The sequence below is a fragment of the Microbacterium sp. LWH13-1.2 genome, from assembly GCF_038397735.1.
Lineage (GTDB): Bacteria > Actinomycetota > Actinomycetes > Actinomycetales > Microbacteriaceae > Microbacterium.
Map to the genome: position 1 here is coordinate 1,727,793 of NZ_CP151635.1, position 16,215 is coordinate 1,744,007.

The 16,215-nt window shown below is 67.9% G+C and carries 20 protein-coding genes and 1 tRNA gene; 5 read left to right on the forward strand and 16 right to left on the reverse strand.

The features are described from left to right. Positions 1-12: 12 nt before the first annotated feature. A complete protein-coding gene (locus tag MRBLWH13_RS08145; protein ID WP_341957940.1) occupies positions 13-1,077 on the reverse strand; it encodes an NAD(P)-binding domain-containing protein in 1,065 nt (354 codons plus the stop codon). Positions 1,078-1,119: 42 nt separating this feature from the next. Beyond that, entirely contained in the window at positions 1,120-1,560 is a 441-nt protein-coding gene (locus MRBLWH13_RS08150) for a GNAT family N-acetyltransferase (RefSeq protein WP_341957942.1), read from the reverse strand. A 108-nt stretch (positions 1,561-1,668) separates the two neighbouring features. Between MRBLWH13_RS08150 and MRBLWH13_RS08155 the strand changes: the two genes are divergently transcribed. Further along, positions 1,669-1,741: transfer RNA gene (locus MRBLWH13_RS08155), tRNA-Ala, on the forward strand. 90 nt (positions 1,742-1,831) lie between these two features. On the opposite strand, the gene MRBLWH13_RS08160 is transcribed toward MRBLWH13_RS08155, so the two are convergent. Continuing rightward, entirely contained in the window at positions 1,832-2,215 is a 384-nt protein-coding gene (locus MRBLWH13_RS08160; RefSeq protein ID WP_341957943.1) for a hypothetical protein, read from the reverse strand. Positions 2,216-2,528: 313 nt separating this feature from the next. Here MRBLWH13_RS08160 and MRBLWH13_RS08165 point away from each other — a divergent pair, with 313 nt between their 5' ends. Together MRBLWH13_RS08165 and MRBLWH13_RS08170 are read left to right on the forward strand one after the other, a co-directional pair. Then, positions 2,529-3,620: an AI-2E family transporter gene (locus MRBLWH13_RS08165; RefSeq protein ID WP_341957944.1), complete on the forward strand. Its 1,092-nt coding sequence runs from the start codon at positions 2,529-2,531 to the stop codon at positions 3,618-3,620. 141 nt (positions 3,621-3,761) lie between these two features. Next, positions 3,762-3,941, forward strand: a complete 180-nt coding sequence (locus tag MRBLWH13_RS08170) for a hypothetical protein (protein WP_341957946.1) — start codon at positions 3,762-3,764, stop codon at positions 3,939-3,941. A gap of 49 nt (positions 3,942-3,990) precedes the next feature. Here the strand turns inward: MRBLWH13_RS08170 and MRBLWH13_RS08175 are convergent, their stop codons facing one another. The 11 genes from MRBLWH13_RS08175 to rplU form a co-directional block, all read right to left on the reverse strand. Continuing rightward, positions 3,991-4,215: a hypothetical protein gene (locus MRBLWH13_RS08175; RefSeq protein WP_341957948.1), complete on the reverse strand. Its 225-nt coding sequence runs from the start codon at positions 4,213-4,215 to the stop codon at positions 3,991-3,993. A 158-nt stretch (positions 4,216-4,373) separates the two neighbouring features. Then, complete coding sequence (locus MRBLWH13_RS08180; RefSeq protein ID WP_056516744.1) at positions 4,374-5,066, reverse strand: SDR family oxidoreductase; 693 nt, start codon at positions 5,064-5,066, stop codon at positions 4,374-4,376. Between the two features lies 1 nt (position 5,067). Beyond that, entirely contained in the window at positions 5,068-5,451 is a 384-nt protein-coding gene (gene rsfS, locus MRBLWH13_RS08185) for a ribosome silencing factor (RefSeq protein WP_341957952.1), read from the reverse strand. After that, the gene (locus MRBLWH13_RS08190) at positions 5,451-6,737 is read right to left on the reverse strand and encodes a hypothetical protein (RefSeq protein ID WP_341957954.1); all 1,287 of its coding nucleotides are present in this window, start codon (positions 6,735-6,737) and stop codon (positions 5,451-5,453) included. Before MRBLWH13_RS08190 ends, rsfS begins: the two co-directional genes overlap by 1 nt. Beyond that, on the reverse strand, positions 6,734-7,336 hold the full coding sequence (nadD, locus tag MRBLWH13_RS08195; RefSeq protein WP_341957956.1) for a nicotinate-nucleotide adenylyltransferase: 603 nt from the start codon (positions 7,334-7,336) through the stop codon (positions 6,734-6,736). Before nadD ends, MRBLWH13_RS08190 begins: the two co-directional genes overlap by 4 nt. A 6-nt stretch (positions 7,337-7,342) precedes the next feature. Beyond that, complete coding sequence (locus MRBLWH13_RS08200; protein WP_341957958.1) at positions 7,343-7,567, reverse strand: hypothetical protein; 225 nt, start codon at positions 7,565-7,567, stop codon at positions 7,343-7,345. A 66-nt stretch (positions 7,568-7,633) separates the two neighbouring features. Then, a complete protein-coding gene (locus tag MRBLWH13_RS08205) occupies positions 7,634-8,887 on the reverse strand; it encodes a glutamate-5-semialdehyde dehydrogenase (RefSeq protein WP_341957960.1) in 1,254 nt (417 codons plus the stop codon). A gap of 9 nt (positions 8,888-8,896) precedes the next feature. Then, a complete protein-coding gene (gene proB / locus MRBLWH13_RS08210; RefSeq protein WP_056516726.1) occupies positions 8,897-9,682 on the reverse strand; it encodes a glutamate 5-kinase in 786 nt (261 codons plus the stop codon). Next, the gene (obgE, locus tag MRBLWH13_RS08215; protein ID WP_341957963.1) at positions 9,679-11,181 is read right to left on the reverse strand and encodes a GTPase ObgE; all 1,503 of its coding nucleotides are present in this window, start codon (positions 11,179-11,181) and stop codon (positions 9,679-9,681) included. The genes proB and obgE overlap by 4 nt, the downstream gene beginning before the upstream one ends. 143 nt (positions 11,182-11,324) lie before the next feature. Then, positions 11,325-11,582, reverse strand: a complete 258-nt coding sequence (rpmA, locus tag MRBLWH13_RS08220; protein WP_028501603.1) for a 50S ribosomal protein L27 — start codon at positions 11,580-11,582, stop codon at positions 11,325-11,327. Positions 11,583-11,601: 19 nt separating this feature from the next. Continuing rightward, positions 11,602-11,910, reverse strand: a complete 309-nt coding sequence (gene rplU / locus MRBLWH13_RS08225; RefSeq protein WP_028501602.1) for a 50S ribosomal protein L21 — start codon at positions 11,908-11,910, stop codon at positions 11,602-11,604. Positions 11,911-12,123: 213 nt separating this feature from the next. Here rplU and MRBLWH13_RS08230 point away from each other — a divergent pair, with 213 nt between their 5' ends. Then, complete coding sequence (locus MRBLWH13_RS08230; RefSeq protein ID WP_341957966.1) at positions 12,124-12,390, forward strand: DUF4031 domain-containing protein; 267 nt, start codon at positions 12,124-12,126, stop codon at positions 12,388-12,390. Here MRBLWH13_RS08230 and MRBLWH13_RS08235 read toward each other — a convergent pair. Further along, entirely contained in the window at positions 12,355-14,826 is a 2,472-nt protein-coding gene (locus tag MRBLWH13_RS08235; RefSeq protein WP_341957968.1) for an Rne/Rng family ribonuclease, read from the reverse strand. The genes MRBLWH13_RS08230 and MRBLWH13_RS08235 overlap by 36 nt on opposite strands. Positions 14,827-15,109: 283 nt before the next feature. On the opposite strand from MRBLWH13_RS08235, the gene MRBLWH13_RS08240 reads away from it, so the two are divergent. Next, positions 15,110-15,727, forward strand: a complete 618-nt coding sequence (locus MRBLWH13_RS08240; protein ID WP_341957970.1) for a vitamin K epoxide reductase family protein — start codon at positions 15,110-15,112, stop codon at positions 15,725-15,727. 70 nt (positions 15,728-15,797) lie between these two features. Here MRBLWH13_RS08240 and ndk read toward each other — a convergent pair whose 3' ends face one another. Further along, positions 15,798-16,214, reverse strand: a complete 417-nt coding sequence (gene ndk, locus MRBLWH13_RS08245) for a nucleoside-diphosphate kinase (protein ID WP_045254652.1) — start codon at positions 16,212-16,214, stop codon at positions 15,798-15,800. Position 16,215: the final 1 nt, after the last annotated feature.

Consider the following 16,215-nt stretch of genomic DNA (forward strand, 5'->3'; position numbering starts at 1 on the left):
GATCCGGCCGACTCACGTGGTGCGGGCGGATGCCGCGGCCAGCGCTCGCTGCACGCCCTTCGCCGCCGAGCGCCCAGCCCTGTTCGCTCCGATCGTGCTCGCGGACGGACCGTAGCCGACGAGCTGGATGCGCGGATCCTGCACCGCAGTCGTTCCGCGTCCGTTCCGGTCGAGCTGGATGCCGCCCGCCGCACTGCGCAGGTGCAGCGGCGCGAGGTGCGCGATCGCGGGACGGAACCCGGTCGCCCACAGGATGACGTCGACGCGCTCGAACGACCCGTCCGCCCAGCGGACGCCGTCCGGCTCGATGCGCGCGAACATCGGGCGGCGCGCGGCGTAGACGCCGAGCCGCTCGGCCTCGCGTTCCTGCGGGCGGAGCATCAGGCCCGTCACGCTCACCACGCTCTGCGGCGGGAGGCCCTGCGCCACACGCTGCTCGACGAGAGCGACCGCCGCAGCCCCTGCTTCCGGTGTGAAGTCGTCGTTCCGCCACACGGGCTCCGTGCGGGTCGTCCAGAGCGTGTCGGTGAGCGGGGCGAGCGCTCCCAGGAACTGGACGGCCGAGGCTCCGCCGCCGACGACGAGCACCCTCTTGCCGACGAAGTGCGAAGGACCCGGGTAGTCGACGGTGTGCAGCTGCTCCCCGAGGAACGTCTCCATTCCCGGATAGTGCGGCAGGAACGGATGCGTCCAGGTTCCCGTGGCATTCACGACCGTCCGCGTCCGCCATCGCCGCTCCCCCGCGTGCACGACGAGGATGCCGTCCTCCTCCACCACCCGGTCGACGCGCACCGGGCGCACCACCGGGAGGTGATGCGCACTCTCATATGCGGCGAAGTATGCCGGAACGGCGATGTTCGCCTGCTGCCCGTCCCGCGGAGGCGGCGCATCGGCCGGCAGCTCGGCCACGCCGTGCACGTCGCGCATCGTGAGAGCATCCCACCGATGCCGCCAGGCGCCGCCGGGCTCGGCGTCGGAGTCGAGCACGACGTGGGAGATGCCGAGCCGGGTCAGATGGAAGGAGGCCGACAGACCGGCCTGACCGGCGCCGATCACGACGCTGTCCAGGATGCTCACGGTGATGTCAACGCCTGGGGGCGTGCGGTTGTTCCGGCGCTGTCAGAGCGAGACCTGGTAGTGCGTGTAGCCGGTGTGCGTCGCCACGCGTTCGTAGAGCGTGCGGGCAGTGGTGTTGCCCTCCTGCGTGAGCCAGTACACCTTCGCGCAGCCCTGCACCTCCGCCCAGTCGCGCACGTGGGCGATCAACGCCCGACCGGCTCCGGACCCGCGCGACTCCGCAGCGACGAAGAGATCCTCGAGATAGCAGTAGTCGGCGTCGCTCCACGTCGCAGGGTGCGTGAGCCAGTGCACGATGCCGATCGCGTGGCCGGCGTCGTCGCGTGCGATGGCGCCGTGGATCTCGCGGTCGCCGACGATGCGGTCGAAGGTGCGCCTCGTGACATCGTCGGCGATCTCCGCTCCGTAGAACCTGAGGTAGCCGTCCCATAAGGCCGACCATTCCTCGAAGTCGTCTCGCGTGACGGCGGTGATGTTGGTCATGCCGTCCACCCTAGGGCGACGCGCCCGGGAGGCCTGGCCCGATTGGTGCTGCGCGCGATCCGTGTAGTACTCTGTTCAAGTTGCTTCGAGCAGTCAGGAAGCAGTTCTGGGCCTGTGGCGCAGCTGGTAGCGCACCTGCATGGCATGCAGGGGGTCAGGGGTTCGAGTCCCCTCAGGTCCACAACGAAACCCGCGAGAGATCGCGGGTTTTCTTGTATCTGCACGCGGATCGGGCCGCGCCTGCACAGTCCTCAGTGCAGTGCGGGCCTGACTACGGGACCGGTTCGAACAGGTCGCCGATATCGCAGAGGACGTCCCCGTCCGGCAGAGCCCAGACGGCTCGGTCGCCCTGCACCATCGGCCGGAGCAGGCCCAGACCGGGAATGGTCGGCCACCGGTTCCCACGGAGGAACTCGCCCTCCTGGAGGAACGAGGCGACCGCGACAGCGAGCCGTTGATGCTGCTCGGCGCAGACCCGCAGTGTTCGATCGGCGACGTCGAGGTGGGCGGCCAATGTGCCCTCCTCCCCCAGCTCGATTCGAGCGACGAGCGGGTCAGTCGGCAGTCCGACCGCGGAGAAGTCCCTGACCGCCGACAGCATGGTGGCTTCTGCACGGTATCGATGACGTAGCCGGGTCCGGGTCAGTACGCTCATCGGCGTCGCTCCTCTCGTTCGACGGCGCACGCTCGACCACGCGTCATATCGTCCTCGCATCTATAGAGAGTCGCGAACCCGGCTTCTGTTACGCGACGGATCGATCCGAATTGCGCCATACGGCGTCGTCGCGTGCAGCGCCGCCCGGTGAACGCGACAGACTGGGGTGTGCACCCGGATGCCAGGGGCTTGCCTTCGCCCTGCGTCCCGGATAGACATACGAGGCCATCGATCGCCGGAGCGGCGATCCCTGAAGAGCGGGAGAACACGAGTGCTGGGACTTTTTCGACGGCCGGAACCCCTGTCAGACAGCGTGGGAGCGCCCAGAGAGCCCGGCCTCTGGTCCCGCGGCCTCGGTCTCGCCGCGACCCGCAGCCTGCAGACGCTGGCGGTGCTCGCGCTCGTGGCCGTCGGCGTCCTGGTGATCACCCAGTTGTCGCTGGTCTTCATCCCGGTCACGATCGCGCTGATCCTCGCGTCCGCCATCCATCCTCTCGTCGCTCTGATGCGACGCAAGGGAGTCCCTTCGATCCTGGCGACGTGGATCGCGCTGATCGGCATCATCACCATCCTCGGGGGCATCGTGTGGGTGATCGTCCTCACGGTTCGCTCCCAGTGGGACGACCTCGTCGAATCCACCACCGACGGCATCGCACAGGTCACGGCCTGGCTGGGTACGCTGCCGTTCGACATCTCGGCGATCGATCTCGATGACGTGTGGGCGAGCACCGGGGAGTTCCTCACCAGCGCCTCCTTCGGACGCGGAGCGCTCGCGGGCGTCTCGGCGACCGCGAGCTTCTTCACGGGCCTGGCCCTGATGATCGTGGTGCTCTTCTTCTTCCTCAAAGACGGACCACGCATCTGGGAGTTCCTGCTGCGCCCCTTCACCGGCACGAGCTACGAGCGTGCACGCCGCATCGGCGACAAGACGGTCGACGTGTTCGGCGGCTACATCCGCGGTACGTCCATCGTCGCGGCCGCAGACGCCCTGGGCATCGGGATCGGCCTCGCGATCCTTCAGATCCCGCTGGCGATCCCGCTCGCGGTGATCGTCTTCCTCACGGCGTTCATCCCGCTCGTCGGCGCGACGGCCGCCGGTATCCTGGCGGCTCTCGTCGCCCTCGTCACGCACGGTCCGGTCTCGGCCCTCATCGTCGTCGGAATCGTGGTCCTCGTGAACCAGCTCGAGGGCAACTTCCTGCAGCCCGTCGTGATGGCTCGCTCGCTCAAGCTCCACGCCCTCGTCATCCTGCTCGCCCTCACTACGGGCACGATCCTCGGCGGAATCGTCGGTGCCGTTCTCTCGGTGCCGATCGCCGCCGTCGCCTGGGGGATCATCACCGTGTGGGACGGCCCGCACACCCCGGCCCGCCCGTTCCGGAAGAAGCGCCCGGAAGAGGTGTGATCCTCCAGACCGCGCGGGCCGTCCGGCGCCGCGGGTCATCCGACGATCACCTACTCCTCGTGGGCAGTGCGGTCAACCCGCTCCCTGGTCGGGCGCCGAGCACCCTAGCGTGTCGCCACGATGACACGAGAGGAGCCCATCATGTCCACACCGACCCCACCGCTGGTACCGCTGCCTGACGACGGCGACCCCACAGGCGTTCCCGAGCGCGAGGTCGACGGCGAAGCCGTGCTCGACACGGACGTCGATGCCGATCAGGTCGACGGAGCCGAGGCCGATCGCCTGGCTGCGGAACGACCGGCGTCCGACGACGGATCCTGAACTCAGGCGTGCGGCGGGGTCCGCGATCGGACCCCGCCGCACGACTCCCTCAGTCGGCGAAGAGCGGAGGATGAGACGGAATGACGATCGGCCGCGTCGCTCTGCTCGGATCCTTGGCGCGCACGACCGCTTCGAGCACCTCGGACGCGTTCGCATAGCGGGTCTCGAGCGGCAGATCGCGAAGTCGGACGACCTCGACCCCGCCGTCCGCGTCGTAGACGCAGGCCACGACGTGCCGTGGATCATCGGTGTCGTACCGCCGGTCGTTGATCACCCATTCGGATGCGGTGACACGTCGCAGTACGTATCTAGGCTCTGGATCTCCAGACATTCAACAGCCCTCCAAGACTTCTCTCCCCAGCAGATCATCCATCGCGGACGCTGCGGCGGATACCCCCTTGACAGGGTGAGAAGCCGGAGCCGGCCTCGAGATCAGCCGGTCGGGCGGATCGTCAGGTCCGTCAGGGCGGCGTCATCAGGGAGATCGAGCGCGGTCAGGATGGTGGTCGCGACCGAGTCCGCCGAGATGAAGCGCGCGGCGTCGTACTCGCGACCTTCCTGCTGGTGCACCCGCTCCTGCATGGGGGTCGCCGTGCGCCCCGGATAGATCGAGGTCACTCGGACGCCGTGTTCGGCCTCTTCGGCGCGCAGCGAGTCCGCCAGAGCCTTGAGACCGTGCTTCGAGGCTGCGTACGCAGACCACCCCGCATGCGCGTGCAGGCCGGCGCCCGAATTGACGAACACCACACGGCCGCGCGAGACGCGCAGCACGGGCAGCAGGAGCCGCGTGAGCTCTGCCGGTCCCACGAGGTTCACCGCGAGCTGGCGCTCCCACAGGTTGGCCGGCAGGTCTGCCACGGATCCGAGGTCGACGACTCCGGCCGCATGAACGAGCGAGTCGATGCGCTCGGGAAGAGCCGTCTGCTTGGACAGCGCCCACGACAGCCGCCCCGGCTGGGCGAGGTCGCCGACGATCGCAGAGGACCCAGGAAGCGCTGCGGTGATCTCCTTGGCGCGACCCGCATCGCGTGCGAGCACCACGACCTGATCACCGCGGTCGAGCAGACGGCGCGCGAGCACAGCACCGATGCCGGACCCGGCACCGGTGATGAGGTGGACGCTCATGTCAGCTGCGGTCGGCAGCGGCGGAGTCAGCGAGCTCGAACGGGACCACGGGGCAGTCCTTCCAGAGGCGCTCGAGGCCGTAGTAGACCCGCTCCTCCTGGTGGAAGACGTGCACGATCAGGTCGCCGAAGTCGAGAAGCACCCAACGGGCCTCCGCACGACCCTCTCGGCGGACACGCTTGTGCCCTGCCTCGATCAGCTTGTCCTCGATCTCGTCGGCGATCGCGGCGACGTTGCGCTCGCTGTTTCCGGTGACGAGCAGGAAGATGTCGACGAGGGGCAACGGCTCCGACACGTTCAGCGCGACGAGATCCTCACCGCCCTTCGAGACGGCGGCGTCTGCCGCGAGCTGGAGCATCTCAACGGCGTTTTCAGGTGACTGCATCAGAACACATTCGTGGTGAAGGCGACGATCAGGGAAACGCCCAGCGCGAGCGCGAGACCACCCGCCACGATCGCGAGGATGAGCATGAGCTTGTTGCCCTTTTCGGGGGCGGGCGGGCGGATGACCTCGCCTGCGGGCTTGATGGTGCTGACGGCCGCGCTGGCGGCGATCGGCGTGGGCGAGGATGCAGGAGGCAGTTCGCCGTCGATGAGCACGGCATCGACGTCTTTCCCGTCGGTGGTGCCGTGCGCGTGACCCTGGGAGCCGAGGCCCTTGGGGAGTTCGTAAGAGCCCGTCACGAGGATCTCCCCCGTCGAGGCGACAGGACCGGACAGCGAACCGTCTCCCGGCGAGGGGTTGAAGATCAGCGTGTTCGGAGCGAGGTGCTGCGAACCGGTCGAGTCACCGACCGTGAGGAGCTCGTCGAAAGAAGGCGAGAAGGGCTTGCGGGTGTCCGCCTCGTCGCTGAGGAGCCCCTGACCGAACGCCGGGTTCACCGTGGGGTGCTCGCCGTCCGCGAGGTCGACATCGTCCTTGCGATCGACATCGGCGAGGACATCGTCCGGGTCGATCTCGTCGTGCTCGTCTGCAGACTCGACCTCGATGCCGAGCTCTGCGACGGCGGCGACGGGATCCTCTTCGGAGTCCGTCTCGTCGCCCGCGGGCTCTCCCGCAACGGGAGCGAGAGGAACCTCGCCGGAGGAGTCGACGCTCGTCGAGGCGCTGACCGGGGTGTGCGCGATCTCCTCGTCGACCTCGTCATCGGCATCGTCGATGTCGTCCACCGGCACGGGCGGGGTGTAGGCGGGAACCGAGTTGGCGAGAGCAGGGTTGTCGAGCAGAGGTTCTGCCGCAGCGGCCGTCTCGACCGGTGCATCCTCGACCGGTGCATCCTCGACGGGAACCTCGTCTGCGACGGAGTCGTCGACCTCGTCTTCGCCGTCGACCGGAACGGAACCGGTCTTCGCGAGCTCGCGCTCACGGACCTGACGCCGTGTCAGCCGCGCTGCGCCGGAAGGCGCGCCGGCGATGCCGGAAGACGCACCGGCGATGCCGGCGGACGCACCGGCTTCGTCGTGCGACGCGGGCTCCGCTGCCGGTGCGGGTGCCGCGTCGACCTGCTCGACCGGTTCCTCTGCGCGGGGAAGCGGCGGAACGGGCGGCGCCGCGACGGCGGCCGCCGCGGCCTCCTCCGGGGTGATGACAGGCGTGGAACCAGTCAACCGGATCTCACGCAGCTGCTTACGCGTCAGCGGACCCTGATCCTGCCGATCCGATGTACTCATGCCTTGCTCCGATACAGATGATGCTTCGCGATGTATTGAACGACTCCGTCGGGGACGAGGTACCAGACCGGCTCGTCCTCACGAACCCGCGCACGGCAGGCCGTCGACGAGATGGACAGCGCCGGCACCTCCAGTTGGCTGACGTTGTCGCTCGGGAGGCCGTCAGTGCTCAGAATGTGTCCTGGACGTGAGACCGCGACGAAGTGGGCCAACTCCCACAGTTCATCATGGTCCCTCCAACTGAGAATTTGCGCTACGGCGTCGGCTCCGGTGATGAAGAAGAGTTCCGCATCGGGCCGGCTCTTCTTCAGATCACGCAGGGTGTCGATCGTGTAGGTGGGGCCCTCGCGGTCGACGTCGACCCGACTGACCGTGAACTGCGGGTTGGATGCCGTGGCGATGACCGTCATGAGATAGCGGTGCTCGCTCGGGGTGACCTCCGGCTTCTGCCAGGGGCGTCCCGTCGGGACGAAGACGACCTCGTCGAGATCGAATGAGTGCGCGACCTCGCTGGCGGCGACCAGGTGCCCGTGGTGGATGGGGTCGAAGGTGCCGCCCATCACACCGATGCGCGCCGGACGCGAGGTCGTGTCGTCCATAGGGGCCTAGTGGCCGTGCCCTGCCTCGTGGCCAGCCTTGCCGTGCTTCGCCGCCCAGGCTTCGGCCTTGGCGGAGTGACGGTTGGCGACGTTCTTGTACGACAGCGTGACGAGGCCGAGGAAAGCGAACGCGATGATCGCGATCACGCCGAAGATCAGCGTATCGAGCTGGACATTGCCGTGATGCTCGGTTTCGGCAGCGGCCATCGCGATCTGTGCGACGAGGTTCATCCTGACTCCGTTTCGTGGCTGGCGGGCATGACTCACGTGGAGCCACAGCGCCCCCTAGTCTAGCCCTCAGCCGCGGGTCTGCCCCGACCCACGCGCCAGCCATTTCGTGCTGGTCAGCTCGGAAAGCCCCATCGGCCCTCTCGCGTGCAGCTTCTGGGTCGAGATGCCCACCTCCGCGCCGAACCCGAACTCGCCTCCATCGGTGAAGCGTGTCGAGGTGTTGACCATCACCACGGCCGAGTCCACCTCGGCGAGGAAGCGCTCCGCGTTGCGCGTGTCCGTCGTCACGATCGACTCGGTATGCCCGGTGCTGTAGCGACGGATGTGCGCGATCGCGTCGTCGAGCGTGTCGACGACCTTCATCGCGATGTCGAGGCTGAGATACTCCGTCTCCCAGTCCTCCTCGGTCGCGGGGATCACGTTCGAGACGAGCCCGGCGACCATGTCGTCACCGTGGATCGCGACGCCTTCGCTCTGCAGAGCGCTCGCGACCAGCGGCACCAGCCGCGGAGCAGCCTGACGCAGAACGAGCACCGTCTCGACCGCGTTGCAGACACTGGGCCGCTGCACCTTGGCGTTCACGACGATGTCGCAGGCCCAGTCTTCCGGAGCGCTCTCGTCGAGCACGATATGCACGTTGCCTGCGCCGGTCTCGATCACGGGAACCGTCGACTCCGTGACGACCGTCTCGATGAGACCGGCGCTGCCACGAGGGATCAGGACGTCGATGAGGCCACGACCGTGCATGAGCGCCTTCGCGCCGTCGCGCCCGAAGTCGTCGACGGTCTGCACCGCCTCGGGCGTGACCCCCGCTCCCGCCAGCGCGTCGCGCATGATCTGCACGAGCACGGTGTTCGAGTCGCGCGCGGCGCTGCCGCCCCGCAGCACGACGGCGTTGCCCGACCGCAGAGCAAGCGCGGCGATGTCCACCGTGACGTTGGGGCGTGCCTCGTAGATCGCTCCGACGACCCCGAACGGCACCCTGACCTGCTCGAGAGCGACGCCGTTCGGCATCCGGTGTCCGCCGACGACGCGCCCGACGGGGTCGGGCAGCGCAGCGACGTCACGCACGGCCGAGGCGAGAGCGCTGATGCGCTTCTCATCGAGGCGCAGCCGGTCGATCAGCGAATCGCCGATGCCGTCGGCCTGACCCCGGGAGATGTCGAGTGCGTTGGCCTCGATGATCCTGGCCGCATTCTGTTCGAGAGCGGCAGCGATAGCCTCGAGAGCGCGCGCCTTGTCGTCGCTGGTCAGTGCGGCGGTGGCGCGGGACGCCTCCTTGGCGCGCTCCAGGCGCACCTGCGGGGTCTGGTCGGTCATCCGCCCAGTCTAAGAGAGCGCCGGCTCGAACCAGGTCCCTATGTCGGCCCCCGAGAGGGCCTGATCGACCAGGTCCGCGCTGGTCACGAGCACACCGATCCCGGAGGCCGCCGCGAGCCGCGCAGCCGAGACCTTGGTCGCCGCTCCCCCGGTTCCGACGCTGTTCACGACCGTCGAACCGAACTCGAGACCCGAGAGGTCGGCATCCGGCGCGACGACGTCGATCGGTTCGGCTGTCGGATCGGACGGCGGCTTCGTGTAGAGCGACTCGATGTCGCTGAGCAGCACGAGCGCGTCCGCCTCGATCAGCTGCGCGACGAGCGCGCCGAGACGGTCGTTGTCGCCGAAGCGGATCTCCTGCGTCGCCACCGTGTCGTTCTCGTTGACGATCGGCAGGATGCGCAGACCCAGCAGCCGCTCCATAGCCCGGCGCGCATTCGAGCGTGAGGTCGGATTCTCGAGGTCGCCGGTGGTGAGCAGCACCTGGCCGGCGACGATGTCGAAGGGACGGAGCGACTCCTGGTAACGGTAGACCAGGATGTTCTGGCCCACGGCCGCTGCCGCCTGCTGCGTCGCGAGATCGGTGGGCCTCGCGTCGAGACGAAGGAACGGGATGCCGGTGGCGATCGCCCCGGACGACACCAGGATCACCTCGGCTCCGCGCGCATGAGCTGCGGCCAACGCCTCCACCAGGACGGGGATGCGCCAGGACGACTCTCCGCTGATCGAGGACGACCCCACCTTCACGACGATCCGCGAGGCGGTGGCGAGGTCCGCCCTGGTGCGAGCGGTCACTCGCCGTCCTCGCGGTACGCCGCGAGTCGCTGAGCCTCGACCTCGGCGCGGGCCTCGGCCTTGGCATCCATCCGCTCGTAGTAGGTCTCGCGACGCTCGGAAGTGGTGCGACGGCTGTTCGGCGCCAGACGAGGGTCAGTGCCTCGCGGAGCCGTCATGAGCTCTGCCGCAGAGGTCATGGTCGGCTCCCAGTCGAAGACGATGCTGTCGCCCTCGCCGATGACCACGGTCGACCCCTGCACCGCACCGAGGCGGAACAGCTCATCCTCGACGCCGAGCTTCTCGAGGCGGTCGGCGAGGAATCCGACTGCTTCCTCGTTCTGGAAGTCGGTCTGCTGGACCCAGCGCACCGGCTTCTCGCCGAGGATGCGGTAGAGGTTGCCGTAGGTGCCGCCCTCGACGCGGATCTCGAAGCCCTTCTTGGGGCCCCGCGGGCGGATGACGACGCGCTCGCGCGGCGTCTCATTGGCCGCGAGCTCGGCACGGTGCGCGTCGACGATCTCGCCGAGCGCGAAGGTCAGCGGACGCAGTCCCTCATGCGAGACGGTGGAGATGTCGAAGACGCGGAAGCCTCGAGCCTCGAGGTCGGGGCGCACGAGGTCGGCGAGATCACGGGCCTCGGGGACATCGATCTTGTTCAGCGCGATGAGCTGAGGGCGCTCGAGCAGCGGGGTCTGCCCCTCGGGGACCTCGTACGCCGCGAGCTCGCCGAGGATCACGTCGAGGTCGGAGATCGGGTCGCGCCCAGGCTCGAGAGTCGCGCAGTCGAGCACGTGCAGGAGAGCCGTGCAGCGCTCGACATGGCGCAGGAACTCGAGACCGAGGCCTCGTCCTTCGCTCGCGCCTTCGATCAGACCGGGGACGTCGGCGACGGTGTACCGCGAGTCTCCCGCCTGAACCACTCCGAGGTTCGGGTGGAGCGTGGTGAACGGGTAGTCGGCGATCTTCGGACGAGCGGCCGAGATCGCACCGATCAGGCTCGACTTGCCGGCGGACGGATAGCCCACGAGGGCCACGTCGGCGACCGTCTTGAGCTCGAGGATGACGTCGCCCTCGGTGCCGGGTGTGCCGAGCAGAGCGAATCCGGGCGCCTTGCGCTTCGGGGTCGCGAGAGCCGCGTTTCCGAGGCCGCCGTATCCGCCCTTCGCGACGACGAATCGCTCGCCGGGCTCGATCATGTCGATCAGCACCTCGCCGGCCGGGTTCTTCACCACGGTGCCGACGGGAACGGGAAGCTCCAGGTCCTCGCCCATGAATCCCGCGCGGTGGTCGCCCATGCCGGGACCGCCGTTGCCGGAGCTGCGATGCGGGGAGTGGTGGTACGAGAGCAGCGTGCCCGTCTGGGTGTCCGCGACGAGGACGACGTCGCCGCCGTCGCCGCCGTTGCCGCCGTCGGGGCCGCCGAGCGGCTTGAACTTCTCGCGGTGCACCGAGACACAGCCGTTGCCGCCCTTGCCCGCGCGCAGATGCAGCGTCACGGTGTCGACGAAACTGACCATGTCCCACTCCTCAATGATGATTTCGGCCCGAGACGGAGTCTCGGCCTGAAACAGAATTCGGCCAGAATCTGAATTCGGCCAAATACAGAATTCGGGACGGGCCGAAGCCCGCCCCGAATCGGATGTCTACTGTCGTGCTGTGATCACTCAGCAGCGGCGACGATGTTGACGACCTTGCGGCCGCCCTTCGCGCCGAACTGGACCGCACCGGCGGCCAGAGCGAACAGCGTGTCGTCGCCACCACGGCCGACGTTCACGCCGGGGTGGAAGTGCGTGCCGCGCTGGCGGACGATGATCTCGCCGGCGAGAACCTGCTGCCCACCGAAGCGCTTGACGCCAAGTCGCTGAGCGTTGGAGTCACGACCGTTACGGGTGGAGCTTGCGCCCTTTTTATGTGCCATGTCCTGGTCTCCTCGGTCTTTACTTGATGCCGGTGATCTTGACGCGCGTGAGCTCCTGACGGTGGCCCTGGCGCTTCTTGTAGCCGGTCTTGTTCTTGTACTTCTGGATGATGATCTTCGGGCCGCGGAGGTTGCCGATGACCTCAGCCGTGACCTTGACCTTCGCCAGCGAGTCAGCGTCGGTGGTCACCGTGGCGCCGTCGACGAGCAGCACTGCGGCCAGCTCGATCTTCTCGCCCTGGGCAGCCTTGACACGGTCGAGCTGAACGATCGTGCCGACCTCGACCTTCTCCTGCCGCCCACCGGCGCGCACTACTGCGTAAACCACTTCATACCTGTTTCGTTGGGGAGCTCGCGGCTCCGAGATCTCACGGGAAGACTGTTGCTTGCATGCATCGCCGGGAGCGACGGGTACGAACGCAAGACTCTCCGCTTCGACCGTCCAGGACGACGCGGCATACGCACCAAGGGACTACTTTACCGGAAGCGGGACACTGTGGCAAAACGTGCTGTCCGGTGTGTCCCACCATAGGCTGACGAGATGACCGTTCTCGTCGATGACCCTCGTTGGCCCGCGCACGGGCGCCTGTGGGCTCACCTCGTCAGCGACGACAACCTGGACGAGCTCCACGCCTTCGCGAGGTCTCACGACGTGCCTGCGCGCGCGTTCGACCTCGACCACTACGACGTGCCGGAAGAGCTCGTCCCCCGGCTCATCGCCGCCGGCGCTCAACACGTCGACGGCAAGGAGCTGGTACGGAGACTGATCGCGTCAGGACTGCGGATCCCCGCCCGCGACCGGCGCTGACGGCTCGGAGTTCACCGACACCGGAGTGCCCGTGAGAGCGGCCGTGGAGACACGGCGACGACCGCGTCCCTGACCGGGAGCCTTCGGCTCCGGAAGCGCATCCAGCACCGAGTCGAGCAGCGCCTCGGCCGGGGACTTCGGCGCATTGCGATCGGCGCCGCGCTTCTTGCGGGGCTTCTTCGTGCGCTCCTGCGCGACGGGCACCTCGACCGGAGCGGCGACGTCGACATCGGCCGCAGACTCCTCGGCACTCGGAGCGCGAGTCGACGCTGCGATCTGCGCGAGCGCGGACTTCGCGCCCTCGGGGATGCTGTGGGTCGTCACCGATGCCGGCGCCTGGTTCTGATTCTGGCTCTGTCCGCTACCACCGCGCTGGCGGCGGTTGGACGAGGAACCGCCGTTGCCGTTGCCATTGCTGTTGCCGCTGCTCGCACGGTGCTTCACGACCGGGTCGTGGTGCACGATCACACCGCGACCGGCGCACACCTCGCATGCTTCGCTGAAGGTCTCGAGAAGGCCGAGTCCGAGCTTCTTGCGGGTCATCTGCACGAGCCCGAGCGAGGTGACCTCGGCCACCTGGTGCTTGGTCCGATCGCGGCTCAGGCACTCGATCAGGCGGCGCAGCACGAGATCGCGGTTCGACTCGAGCACCATGTCGATGAAGTCGACGACGATGATGCCGCCGATGTCGCGCAGCCGGAGCTGGCGGACGATCTCCTCCGCGGCTTCGAGGTTGTTCTTGGTGACGGTCTCTTCGAGGTTTCCCCCGGAGCCGACGAACTTGCCCGTGTTGACGTCGACGACCGTCATGGCCTCGGTGCGGTCGATGACGAGCGAGCCGCCCGAGGGCAGCCAGACCTTGCGGTCGAGGGCCTTCTCAATCTGCTCCGTGATGCGGAACGCGTCGAACGGATCGGTCTCCTCCTCGTACGACTCCACTCGTTCGAGCAGGTCGGGGGCGACGCTCTCGAGGTACGCGCGGATCGTGCGCTGCGACTCCTCGCCCTGGATCAGCATCTTCGTGAAGTCCTCGTTGAAGACGTCACGAACGATCTTGACCAGGAGGTCAGGCTCGGCGTGCAGCAGTGCGGGCGCCTGCTGGCTCTCGACCTGCTTGCGGATGTGCTCCCACTGGGACGTCAGTCGCTGCACGTCGCGCGTCAGCTGGTCTTCGGTGGCGCCCTCGGCCGCCGTGCGGACGATCACACCCGAGGACTCGGGCAGGACCTCCTTGAGGATGCGCTTCAGGCGCGTGCGCTCATTGTCGGGCAGCTTGCGGCTGATGCCGTTCATCGAACCGCCGGGCACGTACACGAGGTACCGGCCGGGGAGCGAGATCTGGCTGGTCAGACGTGCGCCCTTGTGGCCCACCGGATCCTTGGTGACCTGCACAAGGACGCGGTCGCCGGCCTTGAGGGCCAGCTCGATGCGGCGGGGCTGGTTGCCGGTCTCGACGCCGTCCCAATCGACCTCGCCCGAGTACAGCACGGCGTTGCGGCCACGACCGATGTCGACGAACGCGGCCTCCATGCTCGGAAGGACGTTCTGCACGCGGCCGAGGTAGACGTTGCCGATCAGCGACGCATCCTGGTTGCGGGCGACGTAGTGCTCGACGAGCACACCGTCTTCGAGGACGCCGATCTGCGTGCGACCGTTCTTCGACCGGACGACCATCTTGCGGTCGACCGACTCGCGGCGAGCCAGGAATTCGGCCTCGGTCACGACCGGGCGACGACGACCGGCGTCACGACCGTCACGACGGCGCTGCTTCTTGGCCTCGAGACGGGTCGAGCCCTTGATCGCCTTCGGCTCGGTGATGTACTCGACGACGCGCTGTCGCGGCTGGCGCGGCTCGTCGCGCTGTTCGCGCTGGTCGCCGTCGTCGGAGCCTCCGCGACGGCGGCGGCCGCGACGACCGGATGCGGAGTCGTCTGGCTCGCGCTCGGCGATGCGGTCGAACACGCGCTCCCGCCCCGGGCGGGCCGGCAGCGGCACGACCTCGGGCGCGTAGAAGTGAAGCTGGGTGGAGACCTGAGAGACGAAGACCTCGGGCAGGAGTCCCAGCGACACCGCGGTGATCGCCTGGGGCGCCTCGGGCTCGGGAGCCTCGACGGGCGTCGCGTCGGTCGGCTTCTCGTCCACGGGCTTCTCGTCCACGGGCTTCTCCTCCACGGCGGGAGCCTCCTCCAGAGCGGGAGCCTCCTCCGCAGCGGGAGCCTCCTCCACAGCGGGAGCCTCCTCCGCAGCAGGAGCCTCCTCCGCAACAGGAGCCTCCTCCGCAACAGGAGCCTCCTCCGCAGCAGGAGTCTCGTCGGTCGCGTCCATGGGCGCGTCCTGCGTCGCAGGGGCGTCCTCGGCGACTACCTCTTCGGGTGCGTCAGCATCCGCAGAGAAATCGAGGGTAGGGGCGTCGTAGTCATTGTTCTCGTCGGCCATCTCTGGCGTGCTCCTCGTGGCGGACACTTGGTGTTCCGCCGAATCTCATGCGGCGCCTACAGGTGCCGCGAACTCATTCGGTGTGCGACCGGCTCATGGCTCTGGTCGCGAGGGGCATACGGCCCCGAAGTCTGCGTCGATGCCCACTACGACAACGTCGAGCGATGCATCACAGGCCATTATCGCACCAAGTGGGCCGGTTCGCGGCATCGTCGCGTGCTCGCGTCGTTTTCTCCGGCCCGCCTCACGCCCGATCCATAGTGATCACTGGGATAATCCATTTATGAGCGAGCAGCGAACCCGCCCCGTCGTCTATGCCGTCTGGCTGATCATCGCGAGCGTCGTGGGCTGGTTCGCCGCCTTCCAGCTCACGGTCGAGAAGTTCGTGCTGCTCGAGAACCCGACCGATGCACTCGCCTGCGATGTCAGTCCGTTCATCCAGTGCAGCAAGAACCTCGGCTCATGGCAGGGCGAGGTCTTCGGGTTCCCGAACCCGCTCATGGGGCTCTCCGGATGGATCGCCCCCCTCGTGGTCGGTGTGGCCATCCTGGCGGGTGCGCGCTTCCCCCGCTGGTTCTGGGCCGTCTTCGGCGCAGGCATCACGTTCGCATTCGGCCTGGTGTGCTGGCTGATCGGCCAGAGCCTCTACGCGTCGAACCTCGGCGTGCTGTGCCCCTGGTGCATGGTCACCTGGTCCGTCACGATCCCGACGTTCTTCGCGACCATGCTGCATCTGACGCGCAACGGCACCTTCACGAAGAGCGAGAAGGCCCAGGAACGCGCCGACAAGCTCATGGTCTGGGTCCCGCTCGCGACGATCCTGGCGTATGCCGTCATCATCATGATGGCTCAGCTGCAGGGTCTCGACTTCCTCGGCGAGATGGCGCGCATCATCTTCTGATCCGCCGCAGCCGCAACGACGAAGCCCGCCGCACGAGATCGTGCGGCGGGCTTCGTCGTTGCGAGGATGCTCAGTCGAACCAGATGCCGAGTTCGCGTGCGGCGGACTCGGGGCTGTCCGAGCCGTGCACGAGGTTCTGCTGGACCTTGAGGCCCCAGTCGCGGCCGAAGTCGCCACGAATCGTGCCGGGTGCCGCGGTCGTCGGGTCAGTGGTGCCCGCGAGCGAGCGGAACCCTTCGATCACACGGTTGCCCGCGAGGCGGATCGCCACGGACGGGCCCGAGAGCATGAACTCGAGGAGCGGCTCGTAGAACGGCTTTCCCTCGTGCTCCGCATAGTGCTCGGCGAGGAGGTCGCGGTCCGGTTCGACCAGGCGGATGTCGACGAGCGCGTAGCCCTTCGATTCGATGCGCGCCAGGATCGCTCCGGTGAGGCCGCGCGCGACACCGTCGGGCTTGACGAGGACGAGGGTTTCTTCGGTGGCCATG